This window comes from Mucilaginibacter sp. (assembly GCF_039207105.1).
In the GTDB taxonomy this organism is placed as follows: domain Bacteria; phylum Bacteroidota; class Bacteroidia; order Sphingobacteriales; family Sphingobacteriaceae; genus Mucilaginibacter.
This window is the reverse complement of record NZ_JBCECK010000023.1, coordinates 13,539-32,463: the sequence shown is the minus strand read 5'-3', so window position 1 is coordinate 32,463 and position 18,925 is coordinate 13,539. Positions and strand designations below refer to the sequence as shown.

General features: G+C 41.3%; 18 protein-coding genes. 12 read left to right on the top strand and 6 right to left on the bottom strand.

From position 1 onward, the window contains the following. The first annotated feature begins 1 nt into the window (after position 1). Positions 2-1,510 (top strand): RagB/SusD family nutrient uptake outer membrane protein, encoded by a 1,509-nt coding sequence (locus AAGC65_RS07110; RefSeq protein ID WP_343111734.1) that lies wholly within the window; start codon positions 2-4, stop codon positions 1,508-1,510. Positions 1,511-1,593: 83 nt separating this feature from the next. Continuing rightward, positions 1,594-2,916 (top strand): DUF3472 domain-containing protein, encoded by a 1,323-nt coding sequence (locus tag AAGC65_RS07105; protein ID WP_343111733.1) that lies wholly within the window; start codon positions 1,594-1,596, stop codon positions 2,914-2,916. 5 nt (positions 2,917-2,921) lie between these two features. Here AAGC65_RS07105 and AAGC65_RS07100 read toward each other — a convergent pair whose 3' ends face one another. Continuing rightward, the gene (locus AAGC65_RS07100; RefSeq protein ID WP_343111732.1) at positions 2,922-3,995 is read right to left on the bottom strand and encodes an aminoglycoside phosphotransferase family protein; all 1,074 of its coding nucleotides are present in this window, start codon (positions 3,993-3,995) and stop codon (positions 2,922-2,924) included. Between the two features lie 163 nt (positions 3,996-4,158). After that, entirely contained in the window at positions 4,159-5,187 is a 1,029-nt protein-coding gene (locus AAGC65_RS07095; RefSeq protein ID WP_343111731.1) for a LacI family DNA-binding transcriptional regulator, read from the bottom strand. A gap of 264 nt (positions 5,188-5,451) precedes the next feature. Here AAGC65_RS07095 and AAGC65_RS07090 point away from each other — a divergent pair, with 264 nt between their 5' ends. The 8 genes from AAGC65_RS07090 to AAGC65_RS07055 all read left to right on the top strand — a co-directional run bounded on the left by AAGC65_RS07090 (position 5,452) and on the right by AAGC65_RS07055 (position 12,632). Continuing rightward, positions 5,452-5,814 carry a hypothetical protein gene (locus tag AAGC65_RS07090; RefSeq protein WP_343111730.1) on the top strand — a complete coding sequence of 121 codons (363 nt, stop codon included), beginning with the start codon at positions 5,452-5,454 and terminating at the stop codon, positions 5,812-5,814. Positions 5,815-5,909: 95 nt separating this feature from the next. After that, a complete protein-coding gene (locus AAGC65_RS07085; RefSeq protein WP_343111729.1) occupies positions 5,910-6,803 on the top strand; it encodes an alkaline phosphatase family protein in 894 nt (297 codons plus the stop codon). Positions 6,804-6,859: 56 nt separating this feature from the next. Beyond that, on the top strand, positions 6,860-7,663 hold the full coding sequence (locus tag AAGC65_RS07080) for a polysaccharide deacetylase family protein (RefSeq protein WP_343111728.1): 804 nt from the start codon (positions 6,860-6,862) through the stop codon (positions 7,661-7,663). 63 nt (positions 7,664-7,726) lie between these two features. Next, on the top strand, positions 7,727-8,047 hold the full coding sequence (locus tag AAGC65_RS07075; protein ID WP_343111727.1) for a hypothetical protein: 321 nt from the start codon (positions 7,727-7,729) through the stop codon (positions 8,045-8,047). Positions 8,048-8,109: 62 nt separating this feature from the next. Then, positions 8,110-10,296, top strand: coding sequence for a TonB-dependent receptor domain-containing protein (locus AAGC65_RS07070; RefSeq protein ID WP_343111726.1), 2,187 nt, complete (start codon positions 8,110-8,112; stop codon positions 10,294-10,296). A gap of 174 nt (positions 10,297-10,470) precedes the next feature. After that, positions 10,471-11,040 (top strand): TetR/AcrR family transcriptional regulator, encoded by a 570-nt coding sequence (locus tag AAGC65_RS07065; protein WP_343111725.1) that lies wholly within the window; start codon positions 10,471-10,473, stop codon positions 11,038-11,040. A 76-nt stretch (positions 11,041-11,116) separates the two neighbouring features. Further along, on the top strand, positions 11,117-11,974 hold the full coding sequence (locus tag AAGC65_RS07060) for an SDR family oxidoreductase (protein WP_343111724.1): 858 nt from the start codon (positions 11,117-11,119) through the stop codon (positions 11,972-11,974). 94 nt (positions 11,975-12,068) lie between these two features. Then, a complete protein-coding gene (locus tag AAGC65_RS07055; protein WP_343111723.1) occupies positions 12,069-12,632 on the top strand; it encodes a dihydrofolate reductase family protein in 564 nt (187 codons plus the stop codon). 229 nt (positions 12,633-12,861) lie between these two features. On the opposite strand, the gene AAGC65_RS07050 is transcribed toward AAGC65_RS07055, so the two are convergent. From AAGC65_RS07050 to AAGC65_RS07040, 3 genes are all read right to left on the bottom strand, one after another. After that, positions 12,862-13,710, bottom strand: a complete 849-nt coding sequence (locus AAGC65_RS07050) for an oxidoreductase (RefSeq protein ID WP_343111722.1) — start codon at positions 13,708-13,710, stop codon at positions 12,862-12,864. Between the two features lie 83 nt (positions 13,711-13,793). Continuing rightward, on the bottom strand, positions 13,794-14,381 hold the full coding sequence (locus AAGC65_RS07045; RefSeq protein ID WP_343111721.1) for a TetR/AcrR family transcriptional regulator: 588 nt from the start codon (positions 14,379-14,381) through the stop codon (positions 13,794-13,796). Between the two features lie 109 nt (positions 14,382-14,490). Then, positions 14,491-15,960 (bottom strand): two-component regulator propeller domain-containing protein, encoded by a 1,470-nt coding sequence (locus tag AAGC65_RS07040; protein WP_343111720.1) that lies wholly within the window; start codon positions 15,958-15,960, stop codon positions 14,491-14,493. 359 nt (positions 15,961-16,319) lie between these two features. On the opposite strand from AAGC65_RS07040, the gene AAGC65_RS07035 reads away from it, so the two are divergent. Both AAGC65_RS07035 and chrA read left to right on the top strand, forming a co-directional pair. After that, entirely contained in the window at positions 16,320-16,766 is a 447-nt protein-coding gene (locus AAGC65_RS07035) for a DoxX family protein (protein ID WP_343111719.1), read from the top strand. A gap of 28 nt (positions 16,767-16,794) precedes the next feature. Further along, entirely contained in the window at positions 16,795-18,108 is a 1,314-nt protein-coding gene (gene chrA, locus AAGC65_RS07030) for a chromate efflux transporter (protein ID WP_343111718.1), read from the top strand. Between the two features lie 83 nt (positions 18,109-18,191). Here chrA and AAGC65_RS07025 read toward each other — a convergent pair whose 3' ends face one another. Continuing rightward, complete coding sequence (locus AAGC65_RS07025) at positions 18,192-18,725, bottom strand: carboxymuconolactone decarboxylase family protein (protein WP_343111717.1); 534 nt, start codon at positions 18,723-18,725, stop codon at positions 18,192-18,194. Positions 18,726-18,925: the final 200 nt, after the last annotated feature.

The following is an 18,925-nucleotide window of genomic DNA, read 5'->3' as shown; positions in this document are numbered from 1 at the left end:
AATGAAAATTTCAAGATATATAAAAACGGCGCTCATCATTGGTTTCCTGGGAGCTTTTGTAAGCGCATGTAAAAAGGTAGAACCATCAACCGCTATTGATGAACAGGTAGCTCTTGGCGATTCATCGCACATAGCTACAGCCACCATTGGTAACTATGCTGTACTCCGTAACCCGGATTACGTACGCAGCGGACATTTTTTAATGGAGTACCCCGGCGATAATATAGCTCAAGGACAAGCCTCTTCAGATGACCTTTCGCGCTGTTACCGCTACAACCAGATCCCGACCGGCGCACATGCTACCGCTTTTTGGAAACAGGCTTATCATCTGGTAGCTGCAGCCAACAAAATTATCGCGGCCATACCGGATAATGCTTCATCAGCGTCAAAGGAATTGAAAGGTGAAAACCTTTATCTGCGTGCTATGGCCGAGTTTAATTTGGTGCGTATTTTTGGTCGTCCTTACACCCAAGGTAATGGCAGCAACCCCGGAGTGCCGATATTACAGGAAAATAGTACAGACATTGCGCCGGCACGCAGCTCGGTAAAGGAAGTTTATGATGCCGTACTGGCCGATCTGATTAAAGCAGCCGATCTGATGACATCGTCAAACTCCAATGTTTATGCATCAAAAGAAGTAGCATACGCTTTACTATCGCGCGTTTATTTATACATGAATGATAATGCGAACGCCATTAAATATGCCGATCTGGTGATCAATTCCGGTCGTTATTCCTTATTGCAGGGTGGCGATTATCAGAATTACTTTAGCGGTGTGCCTGAAAATAATAAGGAAACCATTTTCTGTATCAAGCACACTAAAACACAGGATCAAGGTTTCAGCGCCATTGGTTCAATGTACTATAGCGGGCAAGGGCCAGATGGTACCAGCTCATTGACCACACCTGGCGGACAAGGAAATACCGGTTGGGGCGAAGTATATGCCTCCAAAACTTACGTTGCCGATCTGGATAAATACCCTAATGATCTTCGCCATAGCTTTATAGCGCCTTACACCATTGCAGGTGTTTTACAAATGAACCCTAAACTTACGCCGCAAACACCTATGTATTATATTACAAAATACAGCTTTCAGGAAGGTATAGTTACGCTAAGTTCGCCTGTTTACCTGCGACTTGCCGAAATGTACCTGAACCGGGCCGAAGCAAACGCCAAATTAGGCAACAGACAGCAAGCAATTGACGATGTAAATGTGATACGAACACGTGCCGGTATACCTAACGTTACCTTAGCTGATGCAGATGCGACCGGTGTTTTAGCAACCGTATTGGAAGAACGCCGCCTGGAGTTTGCCTTTGAGGGTCAGCGAGCTTATGATCTGTTCAGGAATAATTTGCCTATGGTACGTAACTATCCGGGTACACACTCGCTCAATAATACACCAACTACCAATATTATGCAAACGGTATTGCCTACAGATGCCCGGGTGGTGTTCTTTATACCGCAAACAGAAATTGATAACAACAAAAAATTGACTCAGAATCCTTAAAAGGAATTATCAGAATAGTTATTTGTTTTACATTAGGAGGGATCATTTCCCTCCTTTTAAATTTATCGGCACATCTAAAATTAATGTTCAAATTCAGTATCAATACCATTAAGGCCCTTACCATCACGGCGATTTTTATATTGCTGCAATACCGTGCCCTGGCAATGCAACTTAACAAAGATTCGGTAATAGTAGTGCCTGTGGGAGGTAACAGCTGGACGAATAAAGGATCTAAAGCACAGATTGATAGTACAGGCTTAAGCAATTGGCAGGCGGGTACAGATGTAGTGAGTATTTATGTGCGTGTTGAATCGGCAGGGAGTTTAAATGTTGCTTTAAAGCTGGTAGTTCCCGATGGCGAATCGGCAATACAGGCAATTGTTGGACAAACAGTTTTGACCAGGAAAGTATCAAACCATCGGCTGACCGTTATTGATTTTGGAAAATCGCTGGTAAAATCGCCAGGCTATATCCAGCTAAAATTAAGGGGCCTCAAAAGGAGTGGTAAAGTATATGCGAAGGTGAGCGACTTGCTGTTAAGCGGACCTGCAATTGCAAAGGGTGCGGCTTATGTAAAAGATAATCACGGCGGTTATTTTTATTGGGGGCGAAGAGGGCCTTCGGTACATTTAAACTATCGAATGCCCGAAGAGGCCGCGAATACCACTGAGTGGTTTTATAATGAAGTTACCGTACCTATAGGTAATGATGTGATGTCATCGTATTTTATGGCCGATGGGTTTAGCGGCGGATATTTTGGGATGCAGGTAAATTCACCAACAGAACGCCGTATTCTGTTTTCAATATGGAGCCCATTTAATACCGACGATCCTAAGGGTATCCCCGACAGCTTAAAAATATTAATGCTAAAAAAAGGAACCGCTGTACATGCAGGTGAATTTGGCGGCGAAGGATCGGGCGGGCAAAGTTATATGAACTATCCCTGGGTAGCGGGTAAAACCTATGGCTTTTTAGTGCATGCACAGGCTGATATTAAATCAAAAACCACTATTTATACAGCTTACTTTAAACCACTTGATCAGCCTCAATGGATGCTTATAGCCAGTTTTAAACGCCCGGTATCAGGTACGTATTTAAAAGGGCTGCACTCTTTCCTTGAAAATTTTGATCCCAAAATGGGCATTGCCCAAAGGAGAGTGAATTTCGGCAATGGCTGGGTGATTGATACCTCAGGTAAATGGTTCCCGCTAACCCAAGCCCTTTTTACCGGCGACGCTACGGCGAACATTAATTACCGTAAAGATTATGGCGGTGGGGTAGATGGTAGCCGGTTTTACCTGCGTAACTGTGGTTTCTTTAATGATTTTGCGTCGCTTAAAACTATTTTAACCCGGCAGCAAAGCAATAATAATCATCCGGACATTGATTTTAGTAAGCTGCCTTAATTGAGTTATATACGCTGGTTTTGAGTGCTGAGTACGATCTGCATAAAGCGGTCTTCGGCTGCTATGTACTTTTCAAGCAGGGTAAACTGGTTTTGCGCGCGTACCAGGTTATGGCCCGGGTAGCTGGCGCTATAGTAAACGTCGTTATTCAAGTAATCGGTTAAAAAGCGTATGGCCTGCATGTATATCATCAATTTACCTGAATATACAAACAGGCGCCTTTCTGTATTGGTTAAATTGGCATTCATTTCTGAAAGGTAGCCTTCTACTATGCCGGTAAAAAATTCTTCGCGCACCTCAATCTTTGAAAAATCCTGCTCTTCCTCATTGGCTGGTGAAAGATAGGTACGCATCATATCGCCAACATCGCTTATATAGTAACCCGGCATCACGGTATCCAGATCAATCACACACAGTCCTTTATGGGCCTCATTAAATAAAATATTACTGATCTTGGTATCATGATGTACTACCCGCAAGGGTATCATCTGCTCGCTCATAATAGCCTGATGCATTTCTGCAATAGCCTGATGTTTATAAGCGCTTTCTATGGCGGTTTTGGCTTCAGCAAGGCGTTGGGTATGCGCGTCTTTTATAACGCGTTTAAAGGCTTCAAAACGGGCCGATAGGTCATGAAAGCCTGCCAGGGTATAACTTAGTTCACTTACCTGAAAGCCGGCCAGTAAATTGGTGAATTTGGCAAACTGGCGGGCGGCCTCAAAAGCCTCATCGCGGGTTTGCACGGTATTTAGGGTAACTGAACTTTTTACATAAGGCAGCAGGCGGTAATATTCGCCATCGTTATATTGAATAATATAATTGCCGCTAACAGTAGGTAATGGTGCAACAAACAAATAACCGGGGTAGTGTGCCGACAGGTAATGGTTAATTTTATTAATATTTTGGGCTATATACTCGGGAGCCTTAAAAACACTCTTGTTAATTTGCTGCAATATAAACTCGTTGCTATTGTTAACACCGGTTATTTTCCAGGTCCGGTTTATTAATCCTTCGCCAAATTTTTCAATACGATATTCCTCAGCTTCAAGGTTAAAGGATCTTAAAATATCATTAAACATTTACCAGTTTTTTAAAGTTTTTTTGAATGCTTAAATCAAACCTAATTAATAAAATGGTAAACTTTTCACGCAAACGTTTGCCTGTTTTTTTGATAGGTTAGGTGTCAAAATAAATTTAGTTATTTTGGTGTGTTTAATAAAGCAGGGGCTGCAATTTTAATGATTATTTCTTCTTGCTTTCTACCAGCTGCGATTCAACCATAACGTTGTAATAAGCCTGTAATTCATCGGGCGATTGGGCCTTGCGTATAAGCAGATCAAGTAAAATGTCGGCGGCTTTTTGGCCCTGTAAGTATGGGAATTGTTCAACCGAGGCCACAGGAGCATAATCCATGTAATTGATCATGGGCAGATTGGCATAACTTACAAATTGCAGGTCTTTATCCAGATCAATACCCAGGCTGCGGGCGTGTTTAATGGCGTATAAGGAAACATAATCATTAAAAGTAACGATGGCTGTAGGCCTGCGTTTATGGGCAAGCAGGTTATCAAGAGCCGTGCGGGTATCCAGATCGGTCAGGTCACAACTTACTATAAGCGATGGATCAAATTTTAAACGGTTTTTGATCATGGCTTTAATATAGCCTTCCTTACGCTCTCCGCTTGCCGCAAGCGTGGCTGGTCCGTTGATCATGCCAATACTGCGGTGCCCTTTTTGCAGCAGGTAGTTAACAGCTTCAATACTGCCGGTTTCCATGTTGCAGGCTACGTAATGTATATTTTTCAGGGGCGGGATGCGATCAAAAAACACAACCGGGATGTTAAAGCGCTTTAGCATATCAAAATGAGCAAAGCCCGATGTTGTTTTTGCTACGGAGATAAGCAGCCCGTCAACCCGGGAATTTTTCATTTTTTCAACCAACTGAATTTCCTTTGCTTCGTTGTCATGCGATTGGGCTATCAGAACGGTATAATTGCGCTTATAAGCCGTATCTTCAATAGCGCTGATAGCAGCCGAAAAAAATGCCTCAGATAATTCCGGAATAATTACACCAATGGTATAAGTTTTGCCCTTTTGAAAAGATATAGCAGCTTGATTGGGCTCGTAACCCATCTTATCTGCCAGTGCCTGCACTTTTTGCTGGGTTGTAACACCTATGGTAGGGTGTTTATGCAAGGCCCTTGAAACGGTAGATACAGAAACGTTCAGAATTTTAGCTATTTCTTTAATTGTAGCGGGTTTTCCAGTCATTATAGGTTATAGTAATTAATAAAATTAACAAAATGCTTTTAAAGTGCCAATTTAAGCGGCACTATATGGGTTCATGTTCATGCGGAAATTTTAAAAACTAATTGAACGCAAACGTTTGTTTGTCTGCATATACTGTTCATAGACCGGAATATTGCTGATGATTTAATGAATAATGTTGATCAGAAAGACAGGCTACACTTCGTGCTAATTTGATTTTATAATTACAAGTGTTAATATTGTGTATTGTTTTAACAATAACTTAACATGAGTAAACGGACGTGCAATTTATTGGTATTCACCATAGGGGTGGTTATGCTTTTGTTGCGTCCGTATATCATTTACCAGCTTACTCAAAAAACAGCGGCAAGTGATCCTGCAAAAACGTATCGCTTGCTGCAGCGTTTGGTTAAGAAAAAGGAAGACCATCATGAATTTACTGAAACTGCAGCAACAGTAACCCAACGCTCTCGCTTTAGTTTTCAACCCGTGGTTTTACAGATCAGGGCTGTCTTAAATTCTTTAACATCCATATTCGCGTTTTTATCTTTAATGCTGCAGGCAGTTTCCTATTGCCACATAATCCCACAGAATCATCGTTACCGCTTGGTTTCTTGTTTCAGGATCTGAAAAACAAATTACCTATCTTATTTTTCTCCCATCCGTTGTTCAAAACAGAACACCGCCATTTATTAAATTTTATCTGAATATTAAACAAACCTGATATGAAGAATTTCCTGTCTATTTTACCTGTTATTGGCGCTGCCATTATATTAATTTCCTGCCAGAGTAAACCTGCTGTGCCCCGGCCAGATCATATAATTGTTGTTATCGAAGAAAACCACGGTTATGATGAGGTCATCAAATCGGCCAATGCCCCTTACATTACCCAACTGGCAAATGAGGGTGCTTTATTTACCGATTCGCATGGTGTTATACATCCGAGCCAGCCAAATTACCTGGCCATATTTTCGGGGAGTACACAAGGTGTAACCAATGATGATTGTCTGGGCGATGTTACCCCGTACACGACCCCTAACCTGGCTGCCTCCCTTATTAACAATCATTTCACCTTTAAAGGATATGCCCAAACTATGCCCTCTGTAGGCTTTGACGAATGCGTATACCAAAAAAGTACACTCACCGGAGCCGATCTTTATGCCCGCAAGCACGCCCCCTGGGTTAACTGGCAGGGCGATCAGGCAAACAACATCTCACCTGAGTTAAGCCAGCCAATGACCGCTTTTCCTAAAGATTTCAGTAAGTTGCCTACGGTATCATTCGTGATACCGGATATGGACCATGACATGCACAATATCGGTGCGCCCGGTGATGCCGCGGCGGTAAAACGTGGCGACGACTGGCTCAAAGAAAACCTGGCCGCTTATGCAAACTGGGCTAAAACTCATAACAGCCTGCTGATCATTACATTTGATGAGGATGATTTTAAACCTGTAAATCACATCCCTACTATTATTTATGGAGCAGGAGTAAAGCAAGGTTTATACAACGAAAAAGTAAATCACTATAGCTTATTACACACCATAGAAGCCATGTACGGTTTACCTGTTGAAGATAAAAATGAGGAAACACCGATCACTGCTATCTGGAATAAATAAACTGAACAATAGCGTATCCTGCTTTATTTTTAATCTTACTACTTAAATTTACTGATATGAAACAATTACTGCTGCTTTTCCTGCTGTTTGCTGTTACTGCCCGTGCGCAGGAAAAAATGCAATGGCCTCAGAAAAAAAAGGCGGTTATTGTGCTTACTTATGATGATGGTCTTTTATCGCAATTAAATGTGGCTGTGCCTCAACTTAAAGCTGCCCATTTCCCGGCTACGTTCTTTTTAACGGGCGATGCTAACAGCCAAACCATACCCCGGTGGCGCGAACTGAGCAAGCAGGGTTTTGAATTGGGCAACCACACCATTTTTCATCCTTGTTTAGGCGTGGATGATAATCCGGTACCGTCTGATCATTACACCCCATACGGTATAATCAGGGAAATAGAGGTGATGAACCATCTTTTAAATGCCATTGATGGAAAAAATAGCCGTACCTATGCCTATCCATGCGCCGAAACAACCGTAGGTGAAGGCAAGGATTATGTGGATACCCTGCGCAAATACGCCCTGGTAAAATATGCACGCATTGGCGGAGATGCTTCAGATGGAGTGATAACCGATTTTAAACACCTTGATCCTTTGCGCATACCCTCATTTGGTGTAGAAGATGGTACCGGTGCAGATAAGCTGATAGCCTTTGTAAAAAGTATTGAGCAAAAAGGAGGTATGGGCGTTATCATGCTGCACGGTATCGGCGGCGATTATATTACAGTATCGGCCAAAGCGCACCAGGAGTTGTTAAACTATTTGAATAAAAACCGTAAAACCATATGGGTAACCACTTTTCAGCAGGCTATGGATTTTGTAATCAAGAATAGTAAAACACAGCTTTCGGAAGCTAAATAGCATCAAGTAAGCCCGGTAATTTTATCGGGCTTACTTTTTCCGGGCAATTTATATCTTTGTAGCGTGAAACTGCTTTGTCTTTTGTTATCGCTATTCGTGGTGCTGTTATCAGCAAGGCCATGCTGTGCCGATAATGATTGCCGGGTAAATGCCTCGGCTGTTAAAAAAGACCAGGTGAGCAAAAATACTTCACCAGAGAAAACATGCCCGGGTTGTTCGCCGTTCTTCTCTTGTGGGTCTTGTGCCGGTTTTGTTGTTACAAAACGGGTAACCCATAATTTAAAACTTATTGCAGAACATAGGGTAGTTACTTATGCGCCTTATCAGCAGCCCAATTTAAAAGAAGTTGCCCAGGCCATATGGCAGCCGCCCCAGTTAAGTTAATACAAATTTGTTGAGCCATACCCAGGCTCGTTTTACTGTATTAATTTAATCTCCGTTATTTAATGAAAAAATTTTATGTGCTGCTGGCAGCATTGCTTTATACTGCTGCAACTTACGCTCAAAATACATTTAAGGCCATTATTAAGGATGGCAAAACCAATGAGGTACTTATTGGTGCCACAGTTTTGCTGCAGGGCACATCCAAGGGTGCTATGGCCGATACCAGCGGATTGATTGTGCTGACTGATATTCCTGATGGTCAACAAGTGATCAGCTTTCAGTATGTGGGTTATCGGCCACGGCTTGATACTGTGGTTTTCCCAATTACCCAAAGCCAGCCTATGATCGTTTTGCTGCAATCTGCAGGGAATGAAGGAGGAGAGGAGCTGACTGAGGTGACAGTATCTGCCACCCGAAGCAGCCGTACTATTGCCAATATCCCCACTCGTATAGAAGTAATATCTGGTGAGGAACTGGATGAAAAAGCTAACATGAAGCCCGGCGATATCCGCATGCTATTGGCCGAAAGTACTGGCATTCAAACGCAGCAAACCTCGGCAACCAGTGGTAATTCCAGCATCCGGATACAGGGTTTAGATGGTAAGTATACCCAGATCATCCGGGATGGGTTTCCTCTATATTCAGGATTTTCCGGCGGACTTGGCCTGCTGCAAATAGCTCCTTTGGATCTTAAGCAAGTAGAGGTGATCAAAGGATCGTCATCTACCTTGTATGGTGGCGGAGCTATAGCGGGCCTGGTGAATCTTGTATCTAAAACACCAACGGATAAACGAGAGCTTAGTTTCCTGCTCAATGGAACATCAGCCTTAGGGTTGGATGCCAGCGGATTTTATTCGCAGAAATTCAATAAGGTTGGTGCAACCATTTACGCGGCATATAACCACGGCACGGCGTATGATCCTTCCAATATAGACCTTACCGCTATCCCCAAATTCAATCGTTTTACACTAAACCCTAAACTGTTCCTGTATTTTAATGATCGCACTACACTAAATGTCGGCATTAATAGTACCATAGAAAACCGTATAGGCGGCGATCTGCATTATATTGAGGGAAATGGAAACGCGTCCCATTCTTATTTTGAAGAAAATAAAACAGGCCGATACAATGCCCAGACGCAATTTGATCATCAGTTAAATAGTACCGAAAGGCTAACGGTTAAAAGCAGCATCAGTTATTTTGACCGGACCATTAACCTGCCCGATTACCGTTTTTCGGGTACGCAGGTATCAACTTATAACGAGGCAAGCTACTCACGTTCAGGCGAGCAGTCCGACTGGGTGGCCGGCATTACCTTCCTTACAGATAATTTTAATGAGCATAGGAATAGTACATTCCCCCTGCGTAGTTATAATTACAACACTATTGGCGGCTTTGTACAAAATACCTGGAATGCTACCAGGAGAATCACACTGGAAACGGGCCTCAGGGGCGACTACCATAACGATTACGGCTTTTTCCTGTTACCCCGAATATCCGGCTTATGGAAGATCAGTGATCACCTTTCGACCCGATTGGGTGGTGGTTTAGGATACAAGGCACCCAGCGTTTTTACCGAAGATGCAGAGCGGATTCAATTCCGGAACGTGCTGCCGATAGATGTAGTTAACACCAGGGCGGAGCGCTCATATGGAGCTAACTATGATATCAATTACCGTACAGGGCTGTTTGATGACAAAGTGAGTTTCAGTATTAACCAACTTTTCTTTTATACCCGCATTGATAACCCGATATTGCTTACACAAATTGCCAACGGTGATCTGCAATATCTGCAGCCCCGGGGCGATCTGAATACCAAAGGTTTGGAAACCAATGTTAAAATTACTTATGCCGATTTTAAATTGTTTTTGGGATATACCCTGGCTGATGTAACCCAGCATACGGATAACACAATCACAGCGTACCCGCTGGTATCGAAACACAGGTTGAATAATGTATTGATGTATGAAATTGACAATAAGCTAAAAATTGGAGCCGAGGCCTACTATTTTAGTCCGCAAAAACTTAACGACGGTACAACCGGCCGGGGGTATTGGACTGCAGGTTTGATGGCCGAAAGAACATGGCAGCGTTTTTCGGTGTTCATCAATTTTGAAAACCTGACCGATACCAGGCAAACCAAATTCGGCGCCATTTATACCGGAAGCATCACCAAACCAGTGTTTAAAGATATTTATGCACCGCTTGATGGCTTTGTGGTGAATGGTGGAATAAAGCTTAAATTTTAACAAATCTTAGTGCAATTGTTGAAGCAAAACCACGTAACTAATCCAAATTTTATGTGGTTTTGCTTCTTTCTTAACACAAGTTGGCTCTGTTTGTAATGGGTATGTCATCATTAAAGAATATCGTCGGAACTTACATGTAAGTAAGTACATTTGTATTGTTAAATAAAACAAGAGATGGACGCCACTTTACACACCCGCGATAAAATTATTGAGCTTGCCAGGAATTATATCCAGACAGTGGGGTACCATGCATTTAACTATAAACAAATAGCTACAGTGTTAAATATCAAAAATGCGGCTATTCATCACTATTACCCTTCAAAAGAAGATCTGGGTTTGGCTGTAATTGAAAAAGACCGTAACGATTTTGAATGTATGACTGCCGCAACAGCCGGTGCTGAGCCTATTCAAAGATTAGAAGCCCTGATTCATAATTATGATCGTTATTTCAATGATGGACATAAAATGTGCCTCATCAGCACGTTTGGATCGGCTTATCATGATATTCCCGAAAGAATACAACAGGCAGTTACACAATATTATGAAGTGGTTCAAGGCTGGCTAATCGAGGTGATGCAAAGCGGGCTTGATCGTGGTGTATTTAAATTTGAGGAGACAGCCAGAGAAATGGCCAATAAATGGATGGTCATACTACCGGGCTCACTGCAAGCTGGCCGTTTGCGCGGTGAAGATTGTTTTAACGAACTAATAGTTGGCTTACGTACATCATTAAAGGCAGCATAAAAAAATTTAATTATTTTACTTACTTATATATAAGTAAGTATTTATCATCAATCAAAAAACAAAAACAAACAACAACATGAAAAAGATTATTTTAACAGGAAGCAGCAGCGGTTTTGGCCTACAAGCAGTAAAAACATTGGCAAACGCAGGGCATATAGTTTATGCCACCATGCGTAATATAACAGGTTCAAACGCTGGCGTAGCAATTGAGTTACAACAATGGGCAAAAGATAATAATAAAGCCGTAGAGGTGGTTGAACTTGATGTAACCAGCAATGAATCCGTGAAGAAAGCTATCGCCGAGATCAGCCAAAAATCAGGAGGGATTATTGATGTCTTGATCAATAACGCCGGTATATCATATCTGGGCATGGGTGAAGCGCTTACCATTGAACAAACAGAGCAAATTTATCAGGTTAATACCATCGCGCCGGAGCGTATGATGAAAGCGGTTTTGCCTTTTATGCACCAGCAAAAGAGTGGCTTGATCATCAATGTTACCAGCGTACAGTCGCGTCATTTTATCCCGATTTTAAGTACTTATAATGGTACTAAGGCCGCTTTAGATGCCGTATCTGTTGGTTATCACTATGAATTAAAACCATCAGGTATTGATGTGGTAACTGTTCAGCCGGGAGCTTACCAAACTACGGATATCACCACAAAATCTATGCAGGCTGGCAATGCCGCGGTAGAGCAATCTTACAGCGAAGGTATGCTGGGCTTTAAAGAAGGAATTATTCGTTACTTTGATCCAACCCCTGAAAGCCGCGACCCACAGGAAGTTGCCGACGCGATGTTGAAGCTGGTTGAACAACCGCAAGGTCAAAGACCATTATTTAACATTGTTGGCGGCGGCCCGCAAACAGCTAATTTTGAAAAAGTGAACAGCCTGTTGCAAGAGATCGTAGAAACAACAATGGGCCTGCGTTAATATAATATACTTGATTTAATGTGAATAAAAACACCGGCTGTTTGAGCAGTCGGTGTTTTTTTGTTTAAATTCAGTCGACAATAAATGATTCATTATGGCCACAAACGAGTTTAAGCTAACCATTCACATGGTTTCAAGTGTTGATGGTTACATTGCCAAAAAAGACAATAGCGTATCCTGGTTTGAAACTGCCGATAATTACGAGCAGGGTATTCAGCTTACCAATCAGGACATACAGGAGTTTCTTAAAACTATTGATTGTTATATCATGGGCTCCCGCACCTATGAGCTTGCTTTGGAGCTTTCCAGATCATATGGATGGGTTTACGGAGATATACCTACTATTGTATTAACGCACAGAAATTTGCCAATAGAACGCCCAAACATTGAAATTTATTCGGGCAATCTGGATAAACTCGTAAATGAACGCTTAAAACCAAACTACAAAAATGTTTGGCTTGTAGGAGGTGCCGAACTCACTAAAGATTTCATCCGCTTAAATCTGGTCGATGAAATACGACAGTCCATCCTACCCATTATTTTAGGTGATGGCACACTCTTTTTTGACCACATAGGGCAAGAAAAGCCGCTACATCTCAAAAATGTAACAGCACACAAAAGCGGAATGGTTGAGCTGGTTTACGAGCTAAAGAAGTGAATTATACTTATTAGGGAGAATGAATTACCTCATATAGCAATGTTATTATGTCTTACCCAGCTTTTTAATATGTGGTGTACTTTGTTTAAAAGTTCTGTTTACTTTAAAAGGCCAGATGTAACTAAATAAAAAACAAAAACCGGTACGTTGGTACCGGTTTTACTCATTGGTTAAAGCGACGACACTCAATCAAAATGCCTTAGCAATGAGTTGTATCATAAATAATTACTTAATTTTTAGGATAGTCTGTACTGTTAGATACACTTTCCCATTCATCTACTTCTTTACCAGCTTGCTCCGTTTTGGTTCGGAAGGACGCTACAGCGTCAGAACCTATAGGCAAATGGATAGGAGGGTTTTCACTTGCAGCCAGCTTGATAATTACCTGGGCCAATTTTGATGGGTCGCCGGGTTGGTTACCGTCTACATGGGTAATAATGCCTCTTATATGTCCTACAGTTTCCTGGTAAGCATCTAATATAGTTTTTGATGACTGGTATGATTCGGCAGAGGCAAAGTTGGTTCTGAACAAACCAGGCGCGGCAGCTGTAACATGGATGCCAAGTGGTTTTACCTCAAGGGCTAAACCTTCGGTTATACCCTCTACCGCGAATTTGGTTGAACCATACAACCCAAAGCCCGGAATAGATGCGGTGTAACCGAACAAAGAGGATATGTTAATGATATGACCGGATCTTTGTTCGCGCATGTGAGGCAAGATGGCTCTGGTAACGTTTAGCAGTCCAAAAACGTTGGTGTCATATTGTTTTCTTACTTCTTCGTCTGATGCTTCTTCAGTAGCGGCAAGCAATCCATAGCCGGCATTATTAACCAGCACATCAACACGGCCAAATTTATTGATGGCATCTTGTACACCTTGTTGCACCTGGTCATTTTTGGTAACGTCAAGTGTCACAACCAAGGCGTTGTCTTCATTTGCTAATACTGATTTTAACTGTTCGGCATTGGTCCTTACGGTTGCTACTACTTTATCTCCGGCTGTAAGCGCTGCTTTGGCAATTTCTAATCCAAAACCTTTTGAAGCGCCTGTTATAAACCATACTTTTTGAGTTTTCATGATGTTGTTGTTTTATGTATTTAATTACTGTTTTCTAATGTTTGTTTTAATATGACCTATCGGTCATATTTTGAATAAAAAAATTATAAAAGTTCTTCATTTATCATTTTTTTGATGTTTTTGGTAATGATGTTCATCTTGGCAATATTACCGGCAACCCGGCTCATTACAATGCCGCCTTCAATCATGGCGAACATCATGACAGCAAATTCCCTGTAATTCCAATCGGGGTTCATAGAGCCATCTTTTATTCCTTGCTCTATAATGTTAACAATGGTTTGCTCACCGCTGTCAAAAGCCTGGTTTACTTTATTTTTTACTAATTGGTTAGTATCATCGGCTTCTGTGCCAAAGTTCATCATGGGGCAGCCGCCGGTTACCGGCGGACTAAGCGGGTCTTTTAAAGCATCCACAAAAGCAAATAACTTATCCTTAGCTGTTCTTTGCTGATTTACTGCGGTTTGTACTTTGGTAAACAGTAATTCCATGTTGTAATCTATTGCCGAAGCAGCTAAAACTTCTTTATTTTCAAAATGAACATAAAGGCTTCCCTTTGAAAGCTGGGTGGCTTCCATAATATCGCTCATAGCTGTTGCTGCTATCCCTTTTGTATTAAAAATAGGGGCAGAACGCTCGATGATAAATTGTTTGGTTTCTTCGCCTTTGGTCATTTTGTTTATTGATTACGATACAAATATACATGACCGTTCGGTCATAAAGTAATTTATTTAGTGAGATGACAAATGATTGACAAGTATACAGAATTGGTAAAATTAGAAGCTATTTTTTCTTGATCCTTAACAGACCGTTGGCTGTAGTAGCATAAATAAGGCCTTTAGAATCCTGTACCAATTGGTAAATTTTAAAGCCCGGTACAGCCGAGTTGTTATTGTTGTAATTTTCCCAGCCGCCATCTAAATCGTACCTAACCAAGCCCGACTTATCGGTACCTATCCATAATACATGTTCAAACTTATCGTACATCATAGTATTGATGCGGTTTGAGGGTAAACCTGAATTTTTATCGGTAAAGTGCAACCATTTGCCGTTGGGTTTCAATACGGCTAAGCCTTCCTTATCGTTATCATCGCCTGAGGTATTGTTATAATCAACCAATGAAAAATAGATGTTACCCTTTTCGTCTTCCACGGCGCCGGTAATGGTTACGTTTCTAAGCGGGGTTTTGTCCGAATCAAATGTGGTTGCTATAGTGTTTCTGTCAAGCACAATGTTGCCCTTCGCAGTACCTATCCATAAATGTTTATGGCTATCATTATAAGCGTAAGTAATATCGTTTGAAGGTAGCTCTTTAACAGCCCTTTTATTAATTACCACCACTTTATCATCCCTTTTTACCACCAGGCCGGTTTTGGTTGCAAAAAGCAGGTCGCCGTGACGGCTGTTCAAAATGTTGTTAACGCCGGAGGCCAGAAATTTCTGAAAATCATATATCTGCCAGCCAGCGTCAGTGTATTTGTAAATTTTATCGTTGGCGTAAACCCATTTGGCATTGTCTTTATCAACGGTTATGTTATGTATAGCTGTTTCGATGATAAAGGGCGAGTTAAACTCATTGATAGGGTCAAATGTTGTTCCGTTAAAGCGGGTGAGGCCTTTGTCGGTAGCGTACCACAATACGTCGGCCTTATCAATGGCACAGTATTTACTTACGTTATCGGGTAGCGGGGAGTTATACCTTGTCCAGGTAATAAACTGATAGTTTTTAAGCGATGGGTTTTTATAAGCAGTAGTGTTATAAATTGTTGGATCGCCGGGTGGTTTTAACTGCTCCAGATCCATCCTTTGCATACGGCCGGATATAGCGCCGTAGGCAAAGCGGAAAATCACATTTACCGAGGCGTTTACAGGCTTGCCATTAATTCTGGCGGCTTTCCATATGTTTCCATTCAGAAATCTGATCAAATCGGCAGTTAAGGGGCTATTGGTATTATCAGTATGGCTGTATACGCAGGGAAAACCATGATCATCAACCAAAACCTGGAACGTTATTGACCCAAAGGCTTCTTTTAGCGAGTACTTGCGGTTGATATTATCAGCAATGTAATCAAGGTTAAACTGATCGCATGTTGCTTTAACATCACCGCAGTCCATACAATAGTTTGATGGGTTGCAGATGTCAATAGTTTGCAGAAAGAGATTTTGTGCCGAAAGCACGGCAGGCATGGCGCAAATAAACAAACAAATAAGCGTTAGCTTACGGATTTTAGCTGGGGGTAACAGTGTTAACATTAAGTTTCTAAAATAAAGAAAGGAAATTCAAAACAGCAATTAAATAGTAGTTAAATAATGTTAAACAGGATTGCGGATAAAATCGACCACTCTAACGGAATGCAAAACAATAAATTATAACAATAATAAAAAAATCTTATTGGTTAATGTATCCGTTTCTTTACCAAATAGTGCCTTTATATGAGACGATTTCTCCTATAAATTCGTTATTATTATGGATGATTTTTTGATTTTCTCTTAGTTGAAAAATATCTGATTATTAATGGTTTAAACATTATTTCCATGCCTCATTCAGATAGACTATTTTATTTTTTGTAAGGGTTACCAAAGCTTTACGACTAAGAGAAAAAATATATTTTATGAATAAAAAGTATGCCCATTGGGCTCCACTGGTATTACGTCTTATTATTGGTTTTGGTTTTATGCAGCATGGCTGGGCAAAGCTAAGCAGGGGCACCGCTGGTTTTGAAAAACTGCTCATATTAACTGGTGTACCTCTGGCCCATATAAACTCCTGGATAGGGCCTTTGATTGAGCTGCTGGGAGGCTTCGCTATATTTGTTGGTGCTTTTACCTTTATCGTATCTATACCGCTTATTATAACTATGCTGGTAGCTATGTTCGCTATTCAGCTAAATTTCGGTTTCAGCGCTGTAAAAACTATTGGCCTATCGGCTACGGGGCCATTATTTGGGCCGCCGGGATACGAAATCAATCTGTTGTACATTGCCGGGCTTATTTCATTAATGCTTACCGGGGCCGGTAATTTATCGGTTGATAACGTGTTGAACCGCCAAAAGACTTAACACGTATTTTTATATTTAACTACTACTTATGGAGAGACCTTCTTTTAAAGAAGCGCTAAAATTTTGGTTTAAATTAGGTTGGATTAGTTTTGGTGGCACCGCGGGTCATATAGCCCTGATGCACGATTTTTTAGTCGACAAGAAAAGGTGGATCAGCAATAGCCGTTTTTTTCATGCCCTTAGTATATGTATGCTGCTACCTGGCCCTGAGGCGCAGCAGCTGGCCATTTATATAGGCAAAGAGCTGCATGGTAAAAAAGGAGGACTTGTAGCCGGGATTTTATTTGTGTTACCGTCAGCCTTAATATTATTGGTGCTGAGTATTATTTATGCTTCGTTTGGTAACCAGCCCTGGATATATGCTATGTTCAGTGGCTTAAAACCGGCGGTAATAGCCCTGATCATTTTAGCGTTGTTTAAAATTGGGCAAAAGTCATTAAATGGCTGGCTGCAGTACCTTACGGCGGCTTTAGCTTTTATCTGCATTTTCTTTTTTAATACGCCGTTGCTGGCCATTATTGCAGGTACCATAGTAGTAGCGTTGATCTTAAAGAAATTTTTTCCGCATTTGTTATCAACAGCTAACGGAACCGAAGATGGGAATGATATTAATGAGGAAGATTATTACCTAAACAAAGTATCAAAACCCAACAAATCTGAATTTAACCGTACCGGCTTGATCAGGCAGGTGCTGGCTTTTGTGCTGTTATGGCTTATCCCTTTTGGTATCCTATATTTTTATTCGGCTGATTTTTCGTTTTGGAAACGGCTGATCCTATTTTTTACGCAAAGCGCATTGTTTACTATTGGTGGCTCATATACGGTATTGCCCTATGTAGCCCAATATGCGCTCGATAAATTTTTATGGCTATCAAAAGCGCAGATGATCGATGGCTTCGCGCTTGCGGAAACCACCCCTGGCCCGCTAATTATTGTGGTTGGCTTTGTAGGATTTATGGCTGGTATTAACCATTTTCATCACTCGTTAGCACTGGGCAGTCTTGCTTTGGGGCTAACCATCTACTATACCTTTCTGCCTTGTTTTTTATACATATTTGTAGGCGGCCCCTTAATTGAAAAATCCCATAGCAGCGCGACTATCAGCGATTTGCTGAAACTGGTAACGGCGGCCATAGTAGGGGTGATCCTTAACTTAACCATTTTTCTGGGGAAAGATGTAATATTTCCTAAAGGAGTGTCGCTGCCACAAATCAACTTATTTTCATTATCATGGGTTATCCTGTGTATAGTGCTCCTGTCAAAATTCCGTTTGAATGTGATTTACATTATCCTGTTAAGTATTTTGGTAAGCCTGATCCATTACCGATACCCCATCTTTTAAAAAATCGAATTAAATTATACAAAGAAACCCGGTTGCAAATAGCAAACCGGGCTCATCATCGTATTTATCAGGGGCATTACCTATTATAATTCCGGAGCAACAGGGAAATCAATAGGTACAGCAGTTAAAGCAAACATGTAATTAGTTATGATCTTATCGCCAACGGCAATTACTACATCAGCCAGGTTACCATCGTTATAACCAGCAGCATAAAAGTTTTCTACTAATTGATGATCGGCATGACCCTGGTTTTCGCTGATACTTTTAACCAGCTTAGCCAGCGCATCAAATTTAGGGTCAAAGGTGATCTCTGCTTTGCGTATTTCCAATATCTGCTCATCAGTAAAACCTTGCATTTTTGATATAGCGGTGTGAGCGCTTAAACAGTATAAACATTTATTTACCTGGCTAACTACAAGGTTAATTATTTCGCGTTCTTTAGCACGCAGGGATGTTTTTCCGCTTTGCAGGGTTAGGTAGTTGGCTAAGGCATGGTCTGAATAGGCTAAGGTGGCATACAAGTTAGGTACGCTGCCTACTGCTTTGGTAAGGTTATCAAATAATGCTTGATTGGCTGGAGATACTTGATCTTTGGTTGGAACTGTGAACGTTTTCATGATTTTATGTTTTAATAGTTTATGTTTTGTTTGTTGATTCAAAGTTGAGGTTTTTTAGCAGGCCAGGAAATGGTGTAAATTCCCGAAGGCATGTAGAGATTTCCCGACCTGCATTTTTTTAATGATTAGCCCTGGTTTTCTGCTTCGGCAGCTAAAGGGTGTACCCACTATCCATAGGCTTTATATTTCAGTAGTATTAT